This is a genomic window from Leucobacter tardus (assembly GCF_017583045.1).
Taxonomy (GTDB): Bacteria; Actinomycetota; Actinomycetes; order Actinomycetales; family Microbacteriaceae; genus Leucobacter; species Leucobacter tardus.
This window is the reverse complement of sequence record NZ_JAGFBF010000005.1, coordinates 138,575-153,741: the sequence shown is the minus strand read 5'-3', so window position 1 is coordinate 153,741 and position 15,167 is coordinate 138,575. Positions and strand designations below refer to the sequence as shown.

Annotated in this window: 10 protein-coding genes; 3 read left to right on the top strand and 7 right to left on the bottom strand. The window is 67.2% G+C overall.

Annotated elements, in window-relative coordinates:
• Window positions 1-53: 53 nt before the first annotated feature.
• A complete protein-coding gene (locus J4H85_RS07790) occupies window positions 54-1,091 on the top strand; it encodes a helix-turn-helix domain-containing protein (RefSeq protein ID WP_208238478.1) in 1,038 nt (345 codons plus the stop codon).
• Window positions 1,088-1,855 (top strand): hypothetical protein, encoded by a 768-nt coding sequence (locus tag J4H85_RS07785; protein WP_208238477.1) that lies wholly within the window; start codon window positions 1,088-1,090, stop codon window positions 1,853-1,855. The genes J4H85_RS07790 and J4H85_RS07785 overlap by 4 nt, the downstream gene beginning before the upstream one ends.
• Here the strand turns inward: J4H85_RS07785 and polA are convergent.
• Window positions 1,852-4,470: a DNA polymerase I gene (gene polA, locus J4H85_RS07780; protein WP_208240298.1), complete on the bottom strand. Its 2,619-nt coding sequence runs from the start codon at window positions 4,468-4,470 to the stop codon at window positions 1,852-1,854. The two genes, J4H85_RS07785 and polA, sit on opposite strands and share 4 nt — an antisense overlap.
• Before the next feature lie 118 nt (window positions 4,471-4,588).
• Here polA and J4H85_RS07775 point away from each other — a divergent pair, with 118 nt between their 5' ends.
• Window positions 4,589-5,044 carry a hotdog fold thioesterase gene (locus J4H85_RS07775; protein WP_208238476.1) on the top strand — a complete coding sequence of 152 codons (456 nt, stop codon included), beginning with the start codon at window positions 4,589-4,591 and terminating at the stop codon, window positions 5,042-5,044.
• Window positions 5,045-5,108: 64 nt separating this feature from the next.
• On the opposite strand, the gene J4H85_RS07770 is transcribed toward J4H85_RS07775, so the two are convergent.
• The 6 genes from J4H85_RS07770 to J4H85_RS07745 form a co-directional block, all read right to left on the bottom strand.
• Window positions 5,109-5,717: an ANTAR domain-containing response regulator gene (locus J4H85_RS07770; RefSeq protein ID WP_208238475.1), complete on the bottom strand. Its 609-nt coding sequence runs from the start codon at window positions 5,715-5,717 to the stop codon at window positions 5,109-5,111.
• Between the two features lie 93 nt (window positions 5,718-5,810).
• Window positions 5,811-7,277, bottom strand: a complete 1,467-nt coding sequence (locus J4H85_RS07765) for an APC family permease (RefSeq protein ID WP_208238473.1) — start codon at window positions 7,275-7,277, stop codon at window positions 5,811-5,813.
• A 152-nt stretch (window positions 7,278-7,429) separates the two neighbouring features.
• Window positions 7,430-8,989 (bottom strand): signal recognition particle protein, encoded by a 1,560-nt coding sequence (gene ffh / locus J4H85_RS07760; protein WP_208238471.1) that lies wholly within the window; start codon window positions 8,987-8,989, stop codon window positions 7,430-7,432.
• Between the two features lie 43 nt (window positions 8,990-9,032).
• Window positions 9,033-9,908, bottom strand: coding sequence for a signal recognition particle-docking protein FtsY (gene ftsY / locus J4H85_RS07755; RefSeq protein WP_208238470.1), 876 nt, complete (start codon window positions 9,906-9,908; stop codon window positions 9,033-9,035).
• Between the two features lie 70 nt (window positions 9,909-9,978).
• Window positions 9,979-11,265, bottom strand: coding sequence for an ABC transporter substrate-binding protein (locus J4H85_RS07750; RefSeq protein WP_208238468.1), 1,287 nt, complete (start codon window positions 11,263-11,265; stop codon window positions 9,979-9,981).
• Between the two features lie 128 nt (window positions 11,266-11,393).
• Window positions 11,394-15,152, bottom strand: coding sequence for a chromosome segregation SMC family protein (locus tag J4H85_RS07745; RefSeq protein ID WP_208238467.1), 3,759 nt, complete (start codon window positions 15,150-15,152; stop codon window positions 11,394-11,396).
• Window positions 15,153-15,167 lie beyond the last annotated feature (15 nt).

Sequence of the window (15,167 nt, the reverse complement as noted above, 5' to 3'; positions counted from 1 at the left end):
CTGGTGTCACCGATTCCTCTCCTTGAGGGGGAGGAATTTGTTACACTCAAGGTATGTCACTGGTTCAGCCACTCCAGCACCCTGCTCCGATCGCAGGGAGCGCTTCCGCGATCGGCCGCGCGATCCGTGCGCGGCGTCGCATGCTCGGAGTGTCGCAGGCGGAGCTGGGGTCCCGAATCGGCCGCAGTCGCAAGTGGGTCTCGGAACTCGAAGGGGGGAGCACTTCCCCCGGCATCGACAGCGTGGCTTCGGCCGCGGCGTGCCTCGGGATGGATCTCACGCTCGAACACCTCGGGAGCGTTCGCGCTCGCGGAGCATCGCTGCCCGGCAGCTTCGAGCGACCGAACGAGGACGTCTGGGGATCGGAGGGCCCCCTGGCATGGGTCATCGACGGGGCCACTCAGCCCCTCGAGACCGTCCAGACGCTCGACGCACGCACCTACGCCCACGCGCTGGGACGGGCGATCGGCGAACGCGCCGCAGACACCAGGGCCTCGTTGACCGAGATCCTGGCCGACGCCATCGACCGCGCCTCGACCTGGCCCGCCGCAGAGCCCGGCCCGGCCGCCACCGTTGCGATGGCGCGCCGTTCGGGTACCGGTTTCGAATGGCTGGTGCTCGGTGATGCCGCTCTGCTCATGCGCACCGACGCCTCCGCGTCAGACGCGCGGCGGGTCGCGCTGCTCACCGACGACCGACTGGCATCCATCGCAGTCCCCGAACGCGAGGCGCGGCGCCGAGCGCGCGAATCCGGAGCGAGCCCCGACGAGCTCGCGGAGCGCTCCGCCGATCTGTACCGCGCGGAACTCGCCATGCGCAATCGTCCTGGAGGCTACTGGGTCGCTTCGGGCGATCCCGACGCCGCCAGGCACGCGCTGCACGGATACACGGACACGCTGGGCCCGGTGCTGCTCGCGAGTGACGGGATGCTCGATGTGCTGGGCACCGCCGCACCGTGGCGGACGCGACGGACCGCGTTCGCCAGTTGGGTGGAGGCACCGCCGGAGGAATCCGTGGCTCGCGTGCGCGACGCACGGTCGGCGATCCCCGGCGCGAAAGTCGACGACGCGACGCTGGTGGTTGTGAGATGACGACCGCGGCGGTGATCCTCGACTGGCTCGCCCGCGCGGGCACCGTCATCGCGCTCGTGTCATGGATCATCGTCTTCGTTCGGCGACGCGTGCGCCGGACCCGTGTGCAGCGCTTCTTCGGCGGTGGCCGGGTCGACGTGCTCCTCCCCCTGCGTACGCTCGACGACCGAGCTGCGGTGTCGGTACCCGATTTCATGACCGGTCTCGCGCTGCAACGCTTTCTCACGAAGTTCGGTGTCGACATACGCTTCAGATTCCTTCGTCCCGAGGACTCCCTCCATCTCGAGACACCGGGAACCGTGGTGGTGTGCGGGCCGAAGAACTCCCCGGAGGTGAACGCCGCCATGCGGCGCGACCCGGTACTCGCGTTCTCAGAGGATGCGCGCGGGTGGACGCTGGAGGCGGCGGGCGTGCGCTACCGATCCAAGAGCGACGCCGGCGAGGCGCACGGGGCCGATGACGCGACGCACTCGGACATCGGGTACCTTTCACGGACCGTGGAACGCATCGGTGGCGACTCAGAGCGCGTCGTCATCTGGATCGCCGGAGTTCATGCGCCGGGTTCTGCGATCGTCGCAGACCGGCTGTGCCGGACGCGGTCGATCCGTCGTGCGCGGCGACTGGCACCCTCCGGCCGGTTCTCCGCGGTCATCGGAGGCACGTATTCGGCCAATCCGTTGCGGGTGCGTACGTCGCAGAAGCTCTTCTTCGCCGCGCACCCCGAGCGCCCTGGGGGGTCGACGCGCGTACCCGCCGCGCCCTAGTGCGCCGCCGCGTTCCAGTTCTCGCCGTGCCCGACTTGCACTTCGAGCGGCACCGAGAGATCGGCTGCGCCGGCCATCTCTTCGCGCACGATCGCTTCGAGCTCGTCCCACTCGCCTTCGGCGACCTCGAACATGAGCTCGTCGTGGATCTGCAACAGCATGCGCGAGCGGAGTTCAGCCTCGTGCATCCGCTGCTCGACTCTGATCATGGCGAACTTGATGATGTCAGCGGCCGAGCCCTGAATCGGAGCATTCAGCGCCGCGCGCTCCGCGTTCTCACGCAGGATACGGTTCGGGCTGGCGAGATCGGGGAACGGCCGGCGACGCCCGAAGATCGTCTCGGTGTACTTGTCCACTTTGGCCTGCTCGACGACTGAGCGCAGGTAGTCGCGTACTCCTCCGAAACGTTCGAAGTAGTCGGTCATCAGCTGCTTCGCCTCGGCCGAGGAGATACCGAGCTGCTTGGACAGACCGAACGGCGACAGGCCGTAGGCGAGCCCATAGGACATCGCCTTCACCTTCGCACGCATCTCGTTCGTCACGTCCTGGGGCTCGACACCGAAGATCCGTGCTCCGACGAAGCGGTGCAGGTCTTCCCCCTCCTTGAACGCCTGGATCAGGCCCTCGTCGCCGGAGAGGTGGGCCATGATGCGCATTTCGATCTGCGAGTAATCCGCCGTCATCAGCGTCGTATACTCGGCCGAATGCGTGAACGCCTCGCGGATGCGCCTCCCCTCGTCGCTGCGCACCGGGATGTTCTGCAGGTTCGGATCGGTCGACGCGAGTCGTCCGGTGCTCGCACCGATCTGCACGAGCGTCGTGTGGATACGCTCGTCGTCTTTTACGGCTTTGATGAGGGTCTCGACGATCTGTCGCAGTTTGTTGGCGTCGCGATGCGAGAGCAGCGCGTCGAGGAACGGATGGGGGTTCTTCAGCTGCAGATCGGTGAGTGCGGCCGCGTCGGTCGTGTATCCGCTCTTCGTCTTCCGGGTTTTCGGCATGTCGAGTTCGTCGAACAGCACTTCCTGGAGCTGTTTCGGCGAGGACAGGTTGACCTCGTGGCCGATGGCGTCGAAGGCGCGCTGCTGCAGCGTCGCCACTCGATCGGTGAGCTCCGCCTCGTGCGCCTCGAGCAACGGCCGGTCGATGGCCACGCCGCGGTTCTCGAGATCTGCGAGCACCGGGAGGAGCGGGATCTCGATGCTCTCGTAGATCTCGCCCGTTCGCTCGGGAAACCGGTCGACGATGGCGTCGTGCACGCGCGAGACGTACCAGGCGAGTTCGGCGTGTCCGGCCACACTCCCCTCATCCGGGACCAACTGATTCGGGTCGCCGACCGGCACCTCCTCACCGAGGTATCGGAACACCGCTTCCGCGATCGTCTTCTCGGGACCCGTGGGTCGCACCAACCAGGCGGCCACGAGGGCATCGCCCCGAATTCCGCCGATCCGTGCACCCGACTGGGCGATGAGGTGGATCTGCGCCTTCGCGTCGAAGAACACCTTCGGCGCATCCGAGGCGAGCCACTGCTCGAACAGCGCGTAGTCGCGACCGCCCGGCTGCCAGTGCAACGCGACGGTCGACTCCGATGTCGCAAGTCCGACGTCGTACCCACCGTGCCCTTCGGCGATGACGACCGCCGGCTGTTCGGCTTTCTCGAGCCAATTGCCGAGCTCTTCATCGATCAGGGTGACCGTCTCGGGCCGCGTCGGCGCGAGAGACTCTGGAGTCGAGCTCGCGGCCGGCACTTCGGCACCCGCAACCTTCGCGACGCGCTGCATCAGCGTGCGGAACTCCAATTTGGCGAAGACCGGCTGCACCAGCCCCATGTCGATCTCTTCGCGCTTGAGATCGTCCAGGGCGATCCCGAGTTCGACGTCGCGCACCAACCGGTTCAGGCGGCGGTTGCGCTCGGCGAGATGCGCATGCTCGCGCAGGCTTTCACCGACCTTGCCGGTGACCTCGTCCTGGCGGCGCAGGATCTCCTCGAGCGACCCGAACTGATTGATCCATTTGACAGCGGTCTTCTCACCGACCTTCGGGATCCCCGGAAGGTTGTCGCTCGTCTCGCCGACCAGCGCGGCGATCTCGGGGTACTGCTCGGGCCGGATCCCGTACCGCTCCATGACCTTCTCGGCGTCGTACCTCGTGAGCTCGCTCACACCCTGCTTCGACGGGTACAACAGGGTGACGTTGTCGTCCACCAGCTGGATGGTGTCGCGGTCACCGCTGACCACGAGCACTCGGTACCCGGCTTCGGAACCCTGCGTCGCCAGCGTCGCAAGTATGTCGTCGGCTTCGTAGTTCTCTTTCTCGATGGTGCGGATACCCATCGCGTGCAGCGCCTCCTGGAGCAGCGGCACCTGCCCCTTGAACTCCGGTGGCGTCTCGCCGCGCGTACCCTTGTACTCGGGATACTCGTCGGTGCGGAACGAGTGCCGGGAGATATCGAACGCGACTGCCAGCGAGTCGGGTTTCTCGTTGCCGAGCAGATTGATGAGCATTGCGATGAAGCCGTGGATCGCGTTCGTATGCTGGCCGCTCTGCGTCTGGAAGCTGTCCACCGGCAGGGCGTAGAACGCTCGGAACGCGAGCGAGTGTCCGTCGATGACCATGAGGGTAGGCTGATTGCTATTCGGCACGGTGACAGCCTACAAGGGGCCCACGACATTCGTCAGTGCCCCGGGCAGCACGGCCGCAGTCCCACGCCCAGCGATCGAAAGCAGCACACGTATGACCGCGATTCCCGACTCCGCACCCGCATCCGCCGACGAACGCGTCACGGGCGAAACCGGGCACGAGTATCTCGCCCGCCGCGGTCTCGGCGCGCTGGCCGACCGCATGGGCATCGAGTTCCCGGAGTTCACGCCGACGCGCGCCGTCGCCACCATGCCGGTCGAGGGCAATACGCAACCGATGGGTCTCGTGCACGGAGGAGCCTACGTGGTGCTGGCCGAGTCGCTCGGGTCGATGCACGCGAACTTCCTCGCCCCCGAAGGTTTCGCCGCAGTCGGCATCGACATCAACGCGACGCACACCGCATCAGCGACAGCTGGCATCGTGACCGGCGTCTGCACCCCCGTCCACCTCGGGCGCACGCTCACGGTCCACGAGATCGCGATCACCGACGAGCGCGGCCGCCGCTGTTCGACCGTGCGCATCACCAATCTGTACAAGCGCCTCGCATAGCAGAATGCCCGGGGTCACTCCCCGGGCATTCAACATCTGGCACGCGTCGCGGTGACGCTGCGCATCAGTCTTTCTTCGGCCCCAACTGGTCGATGATGGTCTTCGCCACGTCTTGCATCGTCAGACGACGATCCATCGATGCTTTCTGGATCCAGCGGAATGCCTCGGGCTCGCTCAGCCCCATCTTGTGGTTCAGGATTCCCTTGGCCCGATCCACCAGCTTCCGCGTCTCGAAGCGCTCGGCGAGGTCGGCGACCTCCGACTCGAGCGCAGTGATCTGCTGGAAGCGCGACAGCGCGATTTCGATCGCCGGCAGCAGGTCGGCCGGGGTGAACGGCTTCACGACGTATGCCAGGGCGCCCGCCTCGGTGGCGCGCTCGACGAGCTCGCGCTGGCTGAACGCCGTGAGCAGAACGACCGGGGCGAGATTGTTCTTATTGATCCGTTCCGCCGCCGAGATGCCATCGAGCTGGGGCATCTTCACGTCCATCACGACGAGGTCGGGGCGGAGATCTTCGACGAGCGCGACCGCGGTCTCACCGTCGCCCGCCTCGCCGACGACATCGAAGCCGTTGTCGCGCAGGGTCTCGACGATGTCGAGACGGATCAGGGACTCGTCCTCCGCGACGACGACCCGTCGCGTCTCGCTGGTATTGCTGGTTTCCTCAGTCACGTGTCTACCCTATTCCATTCATCTCGGGGAAAGCTTCATGATCGAAGCCGAGTTCGGCGGTGCCGCCGCCCTCGGCTTCGATCATCGGTTCGGTCAGCGGCGATCTCGCCCGGAGGCCGTCGTGTCGCGCGTCGCTCGGCGATGGATCGCGGTCACCGCCCAGGTGATCACCCACAGTGCGACTCCGATCACGAGCAGCAGACCCGCGATCTCGTACTGGATCCAGTCCTCACGACTGCGCGCCCACGGACCGACGAGGAACAGGCTCGCCACCGCACCGAGAATCGGAATCACGGTGGGTGCGCGGAACCCGCCCTCCGGGGTCGGGTCGCGCCGCAGGATGAGCAACGCCACGTTCACGACCGCGAAGACGCAGAGCAGCAGCAGCGCCGTCGTCCCGCCGAGTTGGGCCACGATGCCGCTCTCGGAGTTCTGGTTCACGAAGACCACCAGGCCGACCGCCAGGAGCGTGCTGAAGAGGATGGCGACCCACGGCGACCGGCGTTTCGGCAGGACCGCGGCGAGCGGGCGCGGAAGCACGTTCTGCTTCGCCATACCGTACAGCAGCCGGCTGGCCATCAGCATGTTGATGAGCGCGGTGTTCACGACCGCGAAAACGGTGAGGAACGGGAAGATGGCGTCGACGGGGATCCCCGGAGCACCGATGCGAACGACATCGAGCAGGATGCCCGCGTCAGGGTTCTTCGGATTGAGCAGATCACCCGGCGGGATGATCAGGATCACCGTCACCGCGACCAGCATGTAGATGAGCGCGCAGAGACCGAGGCCGGTGAGCATGATGCGCGGGAAGTCGCGCTGTGGGTTCTTGCACTCCTCGACCAGGTTCACAGAGTCCTCGAAGCCGACCATCGCGAAGAACGCGATGGCCGTTGCCATCGTGACGGCGGCGAAGATGCCGCGATCCTCCGGAGTCTCGAACACCACGAGCCGGCTGATGTCGCCCTCGCCCTGCACGATCGCGATCGCGCCGATCAGGATGATCACGCCCATGATGGCGAGTGTGACGAGCGTGAGGACCAGATTGAACTTGACGCTCTCGCCGACGCCGCGCAGGTTGATGAGCGCCAGAACGACGATGATCGCGATCGCGGCGATCATCGTCGCCGTCGCATCCGTCGGCACTCCTTCGACGAACTGCCCGACACCGATCAGAATGTTCTGACCGACGAGCGTCGCCGACGTCGCCGCGCTCGTGATGCCCGAGCTCGCCACCGCGAACGCGACGATGAACGTGACGAAGTGGACGCCGAACGCCTTGTGCGCATAGAGCGCAGCGCCCGCGGCGTAGGGGTACTTCGTCACCAACTCGAGGTACGAAAACGCGGTCAACGTCGCGATCGTGAAAGCGATGAGGAAGGGCAGCCAGGCCATTCCCCCCACCTGGCCTGCGACTCGGCCGGTGATCGCGAAGATCCCCGCCCCGATGATGTCGCCCATGATGAGCAGGAGCAGCAACTTCGGGCCGATGACCTTCTTCAGGCCCCCCTGCTGCTCCTCGCCCTCCATGGCGACGACCACTTCAGTATTCAGCTTGGCCATCGTCTCAGCCTTCCTCGTGCGCCAGTGCGGAGCGCGCTGAGTACGGAATGCCCCATCCGCGCGATCAGCGGAGTCTCAATATAACCGATCGAGCGCGTATCGCGGCGCGCCGCAACGACGGCGGCACCCCTGCGCCACCGTGACCGCGTGGATCAGCGCATTCCGCGACCCAGCATCTGCTGGATCTGCGCCATATCCTCGTCGGAGGGCTGGGACTGAGCGCCGCCCAACCCGAACCCCGAGCCGCCTGCAGCGGCGGGCTTCACCTCGGAGGATTCCTGCGCACGCTTCGCAGGGTTCCCGGAGCGGGACCCCGACTTCTTCTTGCCCTTGACCTGCTTCTTCTTGCCGCCGTGACCGCCCATGCCCGGGGGCATCGCGCCCATCCCTGGCATCTGGGGCATGCCGCCCTTCGACACGGTCTTCATCATCTTCGCGGCCTGCTCGAACCGCTGCACGAGCTGGTTCACATCGGTCACGGTCATGCCGGAACCGCGCGCGATGCGCAGACGGCGCGACCCGTTGAGCAGCTTCGGGTTCTGCCGCTCGGCGCGCGTCATCGACTGGATGATCGCTTCCGTATGCACGATCTCGCGCTCGTCGAACGCGTCGAGCTGCTCCTTCATCTTGCCCATGCCCGGGAGCATGCCCATCATCTTCTTGATGGATCCCGCCCCGCGCAGCTGCTGCATCTGGCCGAGGAAGTCGTCGAGCGTGAACTGATCGTTCGCGATCTTCTCGGCGACCTTGCGCGCCTCGTCTTCATCGAACGCCTGCTGGGCCTGCTCGATGAGGCTGAGGACGTCACCGAGGTCGAGGATGCGACTCGCCATGCGGTCAGGGTGGAAGGGCTCGAAATCACCGAGGCCCTCGCCCGTGGAGGCGAAGAGGATCGGGCGTCCCGTCAGGCTCCGGATCGAGAGTGCCGCACCACCGCGTGCGTCACCGTCGAGCTTCGTGAGCACCACGCCGGTGAAATCGACGCCCTCCTGGAAAGCCTGGGCCGTGGCCACCGCATCCTGACCGATCATGGCGTCGATGACGAAGAGCACCTCGTCGGGATCGACCGCCCTCCGGATGTTCGCGGCCTGCTTCATGAGCTCTTCGTCGACACCCAAACGGCCCGCGGTATCGACGATGACGAAGTCGTACTGCTTCGACTTCGCCTCCTTCACGCCGTCCTTCGCCACCTTGACCGGGTCGCCGACGCCATTGCCCGGCTCGGGAGCGTAGATCGCGACACCGGCCTGCTCCGCGACCACGCCCAGCTGCGTCACCGCGTTCGGGCGCTGCAGGTCGCTCGCGACGAGAAGTGGTGTGTGCCCCTGCTCCTTCAGCCACTTCGCCAGCTTGCCCGCGAGCGTCGTCTTACCGGCACCCTGGAGACCCGCCAGCATGATCACCGTCGGCGGGTTCTTCGCGAACTGCAGACGACGACTCTCGCCACCGAGGATGCCGACGAGCTCGTCGTTCACGATCTGCACGACCTGCTGCGCCGGGTTCAACGCACGGTTGACCTCGTCACCGAGCGCACGCTCGCGCACGCGGCCGGTGAACTCCTTGACGACCTCGAGGGAGACGTCGGCCTCGAGCAGCGCGCGGCGGATCTCGCGAACCGTCCCGTCGACGTCGGCGGCCGAGAGCTTGCCCTTGGTCCGAAGATTCTTGAGAGTCTCGGTGAGTCGTGCCGACAGATTTCCGAAAGTAGCCATGGTGCGTCCATTCTACCGGAGCGCGCAGCGCTCCGCGGCGCGGCTAGCCCACCAGCTGCTGGGCGAAGACGTGCGGCGTGAACCCGGTCAGGTCCCCGATCCCCTCGCCCTGACCGACCAGCTTCACCGGGAGTCCGGTCTTCTGCTGTACCGAGAGCACGAATCCGCCCTTGGCCGACCCGTCGAGCTTGGTGAGCACGAGTCCCGTGACGCCGGCGTGCTCGATGAACGCCTCAGCCTGCGCGAGACCGTTCTGTCCGGTGGTCGCGTCCAGCACGAGCAGCACCTCCGCGATGGGTGATCGCTTCTCGACCACGCGGCGCACCTTCGACAGTTCGTCCATCAGCCCGCCTTTGGTCTGCAAGCGTCCGGCGGTGTCGATGATCGCGACATCGTACGCGCCCTCCTGTGCCCGCTCAACGGTCTGATACGCCACCGACGCGGGATCCTGCCCCTGCTGCTGCGGCCTGACGATGTCGACACCCGCGCGCTCGGTCCAGGTCGCCAGCTGCTCGACCGCCGCCGCGCGGAACGTGTCTGCGGCGCCGACGACGACCTTCCGGTCGAACGTGCGCAGGTACTTCGCGAACTTGCCGATCGTGGTCGTCTTGCCGACACCGTTCACTCCGACGACGAGCACCACCGACGGGCGATCCTGCAGTCGCAACGTCGGATCGAAGCGCGCCAGACGCTCTTCGATCGTCTCGCGGAGCATGCGGCGCAGCTCCTTCGCGTCCGTGACCCGGTGCCGGTTCACGAGGTCACGCAGCTCATCGAGGATCTCATCGGCCGTATCCGGCCCGAAGTCCGCTCCGATCAGCGCCGTTTCGAGATCGTCCCAGGTGTCTTCGGTGATCTCCTCGGTTCCGGAGAAGACGTTCTTGAAGATGTTCCCGAAGGACCAGGATCGTTCTGCCATGCAACGATCCTATCTGCGGGACCGGGCGGAGCGGACGCCGCTGACGAGCGTCATTCGCGCGACGGGCATCTCACCCCTCGATCGACCTCGTGAACACAGGAGTGTTGTCGTCGTCGTACTCGTAGACGCCGATGAGTGCGGTGGATGGATCGCCGTCCTGGGTGATCGGACCGATGCCCGCCTGGCCCGTGTACTGGATTTCTGCGTCAGCCTCGAGCAGCGCGAGACAGCGGGCGTAGGTCGCGCACTTCTCGCCTCCGTCGGCACCCGAAACGGCGGTGAGGTGCTCGAGGATCGTGCCCGAGTCCGCCGCGCCGCCGCGCTCAGCCGCGAGCGCGACCAAGACGATCGCGTCGTACGATTCGGGCGCGTAGTCGAAGACCTCGAGTTCGCCCCCGTCGGATGCGTCGAAGGCCGACGCGAGTCGTTCCCGGAACGTTTCGTCCGCTCGCGCGCCGGGGATCACGCCCTGGGCACCGCTGAGCAGCCCGGACTCGAACTCCTCCCCATCAGCGCCGGAGCTGAAATCGATCGTGTTGACGTCTCGGAAGTACAGGTTCGAGAGGTCGAGGTCTTGGTCGGCGAGCTCGGAGATGAGCTGAGGAGTCTGCTCGTTCGCGAGCACCACGACCGCGTCGGCGTCTGCGGTCTCCACCGCGGCGACCTCGGATGCGAACGACGCCTGATCCCTCGGCACATCTTCACCTGAGCCGTCCGCGCCGAAGACAACGTCGACGCTCTGCTCGCCCAGCACCGCTTCAAGCGCGTTGCGGAACGGTGCTGCGGCGTCGTCGTCTGCGGCGAGAATCGCGACGCTCTCCGCCCCGTCCTGCGCGATCAGACTGCCGAGCGCACGCCCTTGGAGCGCGTCAGGAGGCGCGGTGCGGAAGTAGAGATCGCTCGCTCCGGTGAGGGCGTCACCCGTGTTCGACGGCGACCCCATGAGCACGCCCGCGTCCGTGAGCCGCGGCATTGCCGCGTGCGTCATGGCCGAGCCGACCGCGCCGAGCACGAACGCGGGTCGCGCCGAAAGCACATCGTCCACGCCCTCCGCGTTCACCGTCGGCTCCGACGTCGCACCCTCGTTCGCGTTGACCACGACTTCGACGTCGTGGCCGAGGACGCCCCCGGCGTCGTTGATGTCCGAGACGGCGAGCGCCGTGGCGGCCTGCGGACCCGGAGCCAGGTAGGCCAGGGGTCCTGACTGCGGCAGGAGCGTCGCGATCCGCAGCACATTGGCACTCTGCTCGGTGCCCTCGCCCGCGATCTCCGGCGTGTCGACGATGCTGCACCCGGACAGCACCCAGCCGGCCGCTGCGACGCACGCGATCACGCGCGTCGATGTCGTGGTGTGCACCCTGCTGGGCCCCGTCTCTCTGAACGTCGGGCGCCCCGACTCCGGGACACCGGGGACCATCATACCCAGCCGGCTCGGCGCCGTGACCGCCGGACGCACCCGCGGCCTCACCGGTGACCGCGTCGCGGTTACGCGGCGATCCGCTGCCCGACGACCGCTGAGATGCCGTCCTCGCGCATCGAGACACCGTAGAGCGCGTCGGCGATCTCCATCGTGCGTTTCTGGTGCGTGATGACGATGAGCTGCGAGCTCTCGCGCAGGGTCTCGAACACTTGCAGCAGACGTCCGAGGTTGGCGTCGTCGAGCGCCGCCTCGACCTCGTCCATGATGTAGAAGGGACTCGGTCGGGCTTGGAAGATCGCGATCAACCAGGCCACCGCCGCCAGCGACCGCTCACCGCCCGAGAGCAGGGACAGACGCTCGACGCGCTTGCCCGCCGGGCGCACGGCCATGTCGATGCCCGTGGAGAGGATGTCGTCGGGGTCGCTGAGACTGATGTCGCCGGAACCGCCGGGGAACAGAATCGGGAACACCCGCGCGAACGCCTCTTGCGTGTCGGCGAACGCTGCGGCGAAGATGCCCTGCATCTTCTGGTCGAGCTCGTCGATGATCTTCATGAGGTCGGCACGCGTGCGGGTCAGGTCGGTGAGCTGTTCGGTGAGGAATCGGTGGCGCTGTTCGAGTGCCGCGTACTCCTCGAGCGCGAGCGGATTGATCCGGCCCAGCTGCGACAGCTGCCGCTGCGCCCGCGCGAGCCGTTTCTCCTGCTCCGCCCGGACGAATGGGATGCCCTCGCGCTCATCCACCGTCGAGCTGTGCTGCGCACCGTCATCGGCGCGCGCCGCAGCATCTGGGGCGGTCTCGTCGTCGCGCTGCGATGCGCCGTCTCTCTGGGGTTCGTCGAGCCCGAGTTCGCGAGCGAGCTCTGCTTCCAAGTCGTTCGCGTAGCCGTGATCGTCGGTGCCCGTCGATGGCGCCGCGCTCCCGCTCGGGGCTTCGTCGTTCTCGGTGCGGGTCGCCCCGTCGGGCGCATCGATGATCGGAATGAGCTGGTCCGGACCGTACTCGGCGATAAGCACGTCTTCGACGAGCCCGAGTTCGTTCCCCGATCGTTCGAGCAGTGATGACAGTTGCAGCTTGCGCTCGTAACTCTTGAGCTCCGCTCCGTGTACGCGCTCGGTGATCTGCTGCAGCCGGTGACGCAGTTCGGACTCCTCGGCACGCAGCAGCGTGAGCTCCTGGCTGTTGCGCGCGCGTTCATCCTCGGCCAGACGCTGCGCCGACCTGGCCTCCTCCAACGAGCGTCCGCAGGAGTCGAGCACCCCGGGGAGGACCCGGGTGACCCCCTCGGCACGCGCGGCCTGCCGAGACCGGAGCACCGCTCGCTTCGCGGCTTCCTCGGCGGCCGCGCGCTCGGCGGAGAACTGTTCGCGGAGCGCGCGCGTTCGCGCCTCCGCTGCTCGGGCGCGTTCCCGAGCCGTTTCCAGTGCGAGACGTCGGTCCATCTCGGCCGCGCGTGCCTGCTCGAGCTCGACATGCACGTCATCGCGCTGACCGGCATCGAGCATCGGTCGCGGTGTGGCCTCGGCATCAGCGAGGTCGCGTTCGGCGCGGGCGACCGCGACGTCCGCTTGGTCGACGGACCCCGCGACCTCGGCGAGCGCCTGCCGTGCGCGCGCCGCTTCGGCCTGGCCCGCTTCGGCGCGCACCGTCAGCTGCTGCCGCTCCTTCGCGAACTCCGCCAATCGGGCGTCGGCCGCCCGCAGCTCGGTATAGGCCTCCTGCACCTCGCGCTTCGCGCGGGCCGCGCGATCCCGCTGCTCGTCCAACTGGACGACGGCCGCATCGATCTCCGCGGATACTTCGTCGCGTCGACGCTCGGCATGCTCCCGGTCAACGGTGAGCTCGATGCGCGACGGCGCGAGACCCGAGCCCCCGGTCAGTGTGAACTCGGTGAGCACGTCGCCGGAACTCGTCACGACCGTGAACGTTCCCGAGGGGAGTCTGCCGCGCAATTCATCGGCCGTGCGCCGGGCGCTCTCGACGTCTGCTGCGATGTAGCTGCGGCTCAGCAGGCCGGCAACGCCCGGCGGCGCATCGATGACGTCGATGGCGCGCACCGCGTCGGTGACGGCCGGCGCCTCCGCTGCGCCACCAGCGACGAGATGCTCCGGCTGCGCGATCACGACGCCCAGTCGACCCAGATCATCCTCGTGCGCTGAGGACACGGCCTGCGCCGCGGCATCCGCATGCTCGGCGAGAAGGGCGTCGGCGAACAGTCCGAGCGCGGCTCCGATGGCCGCTTCGTACCCGTCACGCGTGCGCACGTGATCGGCGACGCGTCCCAGCAGTCCGGTGGTGGCCCGCTCGAGGACCGCCCCGGACGCGTCACGCTGATCCAGCGACCGCGCGAGTGCGCTGATGCGCGCATCGAGGCCGGCTCGCTCCTGCTCGAGGGCGTGAAGGCGTTCCCTCGTGTCATCGCGCTGCGTCTCGGCGGCGGTCTGCTGCTCCTGCGCGAACCGGTAGGCGTGGTCGAGTCCCGGGGACGCGCCATCCTGCGCGTCAGCCGCCGCTTCGCCGTGCTCGCTCTCGAAGGTCGCGAGGCGCTGCGTCGCCTCGGCTGCGCGCTCCTCCGCCTGTGCCAGCGTCTGTTCGCGGCGCTGCACGTCTTGCGCGACGGTGTCGCGCTGCTTCTCAGCGGTTTCGACGCGTCCGCGGAGTTCGGTGAGCCGCAGATCGTGCTTCGAGACGAGTGCGCTCTGGGCCGCGATGTGCTCGTCGATCGCATCGAGCGCGGTCCGCGCCTTCCGCGTCGTCGCGGCGGCGTCCTCCCACGCGCGCTCGGCAGTCGGGATCAGCGCCGCGAGGGTCTCCTCCTCTTCCACCGCCTCCTCGACCGACGCACGGGTGATGCGGTTCGACTGATCGGGTGTCTCAGCCTGGGTGGCGAGAAACATGAGGCGCTGCTGCGCGGCCGATGAGAGACTGCGCAGACGGGACTGCACCGACTCCAGAGCGAGTGTGACCCGACGGGCGTGATCGAGCTCTTCGCTCTGCTGCTCCTGCTCGAGTCGGGAGATGCGGAGCTGCTTCTGCTCGACCTGCTCCTGGAGCACGATGCGCTCGGAGTGCTGTTCGCTCTCGGCCTTCGCGAGATCGGTGAGCTCGGCGCGGAGCCGCGCGACATCGTCGGCGAGCAGGCGCGCCTGAGCATCGCGCACCTCTGCAGCGATCGACTGCGCCTGCTTCGCGACCTCCGCCTGCTTGCCGAGCGGCTTCAGCTGACGCCTGATCTCGCCCGCCAGGTCGTTCAGGCGGGTGAGGTTCGTCTCCATGGCGTCGAGCTTGCGGAGCGTGCGCTCCTTGCGGCGTCGGTGCTTGAGCACTCCTGCCGCCTCTTCGATGAATCCTCGGCGATCTTCGGGTGTGGCCCTGAGCACGGCATCCAACTGCCCCTGTCCGACGATGACATGCATTTCGCGGCCCAGCCCCGAGTCGCTGAGCAGCTCCTGCACATCGAGCAGACGACAGTTCTCACCGTTGATCGCGTACTCGCTCGATCCGTTGCGGAACAGCGTCCGACTGATCGTCACTTCCGCGTACTCGATGGGCAGCGCCCCGTCCGCGTTGTCGATCGTCAGCTTCACCTCGGCGCGGCCGAGCGGTCCTCGGGTCGAGGTGCCGGCGAAGATGACGTCCTCCATCTTGCCGCCGCGCAATGTCTTGGCGCCCTGCTCGCCCATGACCCACGCGAGAGCATCGACGACGTTGGACTTGCCCGACCCGTTCGGGCCGACGATGGCGGTGACCCCCGGTTCGAATTCGAAAGTGGTCGACTGTGCAAAGGACTTGAAGCCCTTGAGCGTGAGGCTCTTGAGATGCACGCCGTGTTCCTTTCC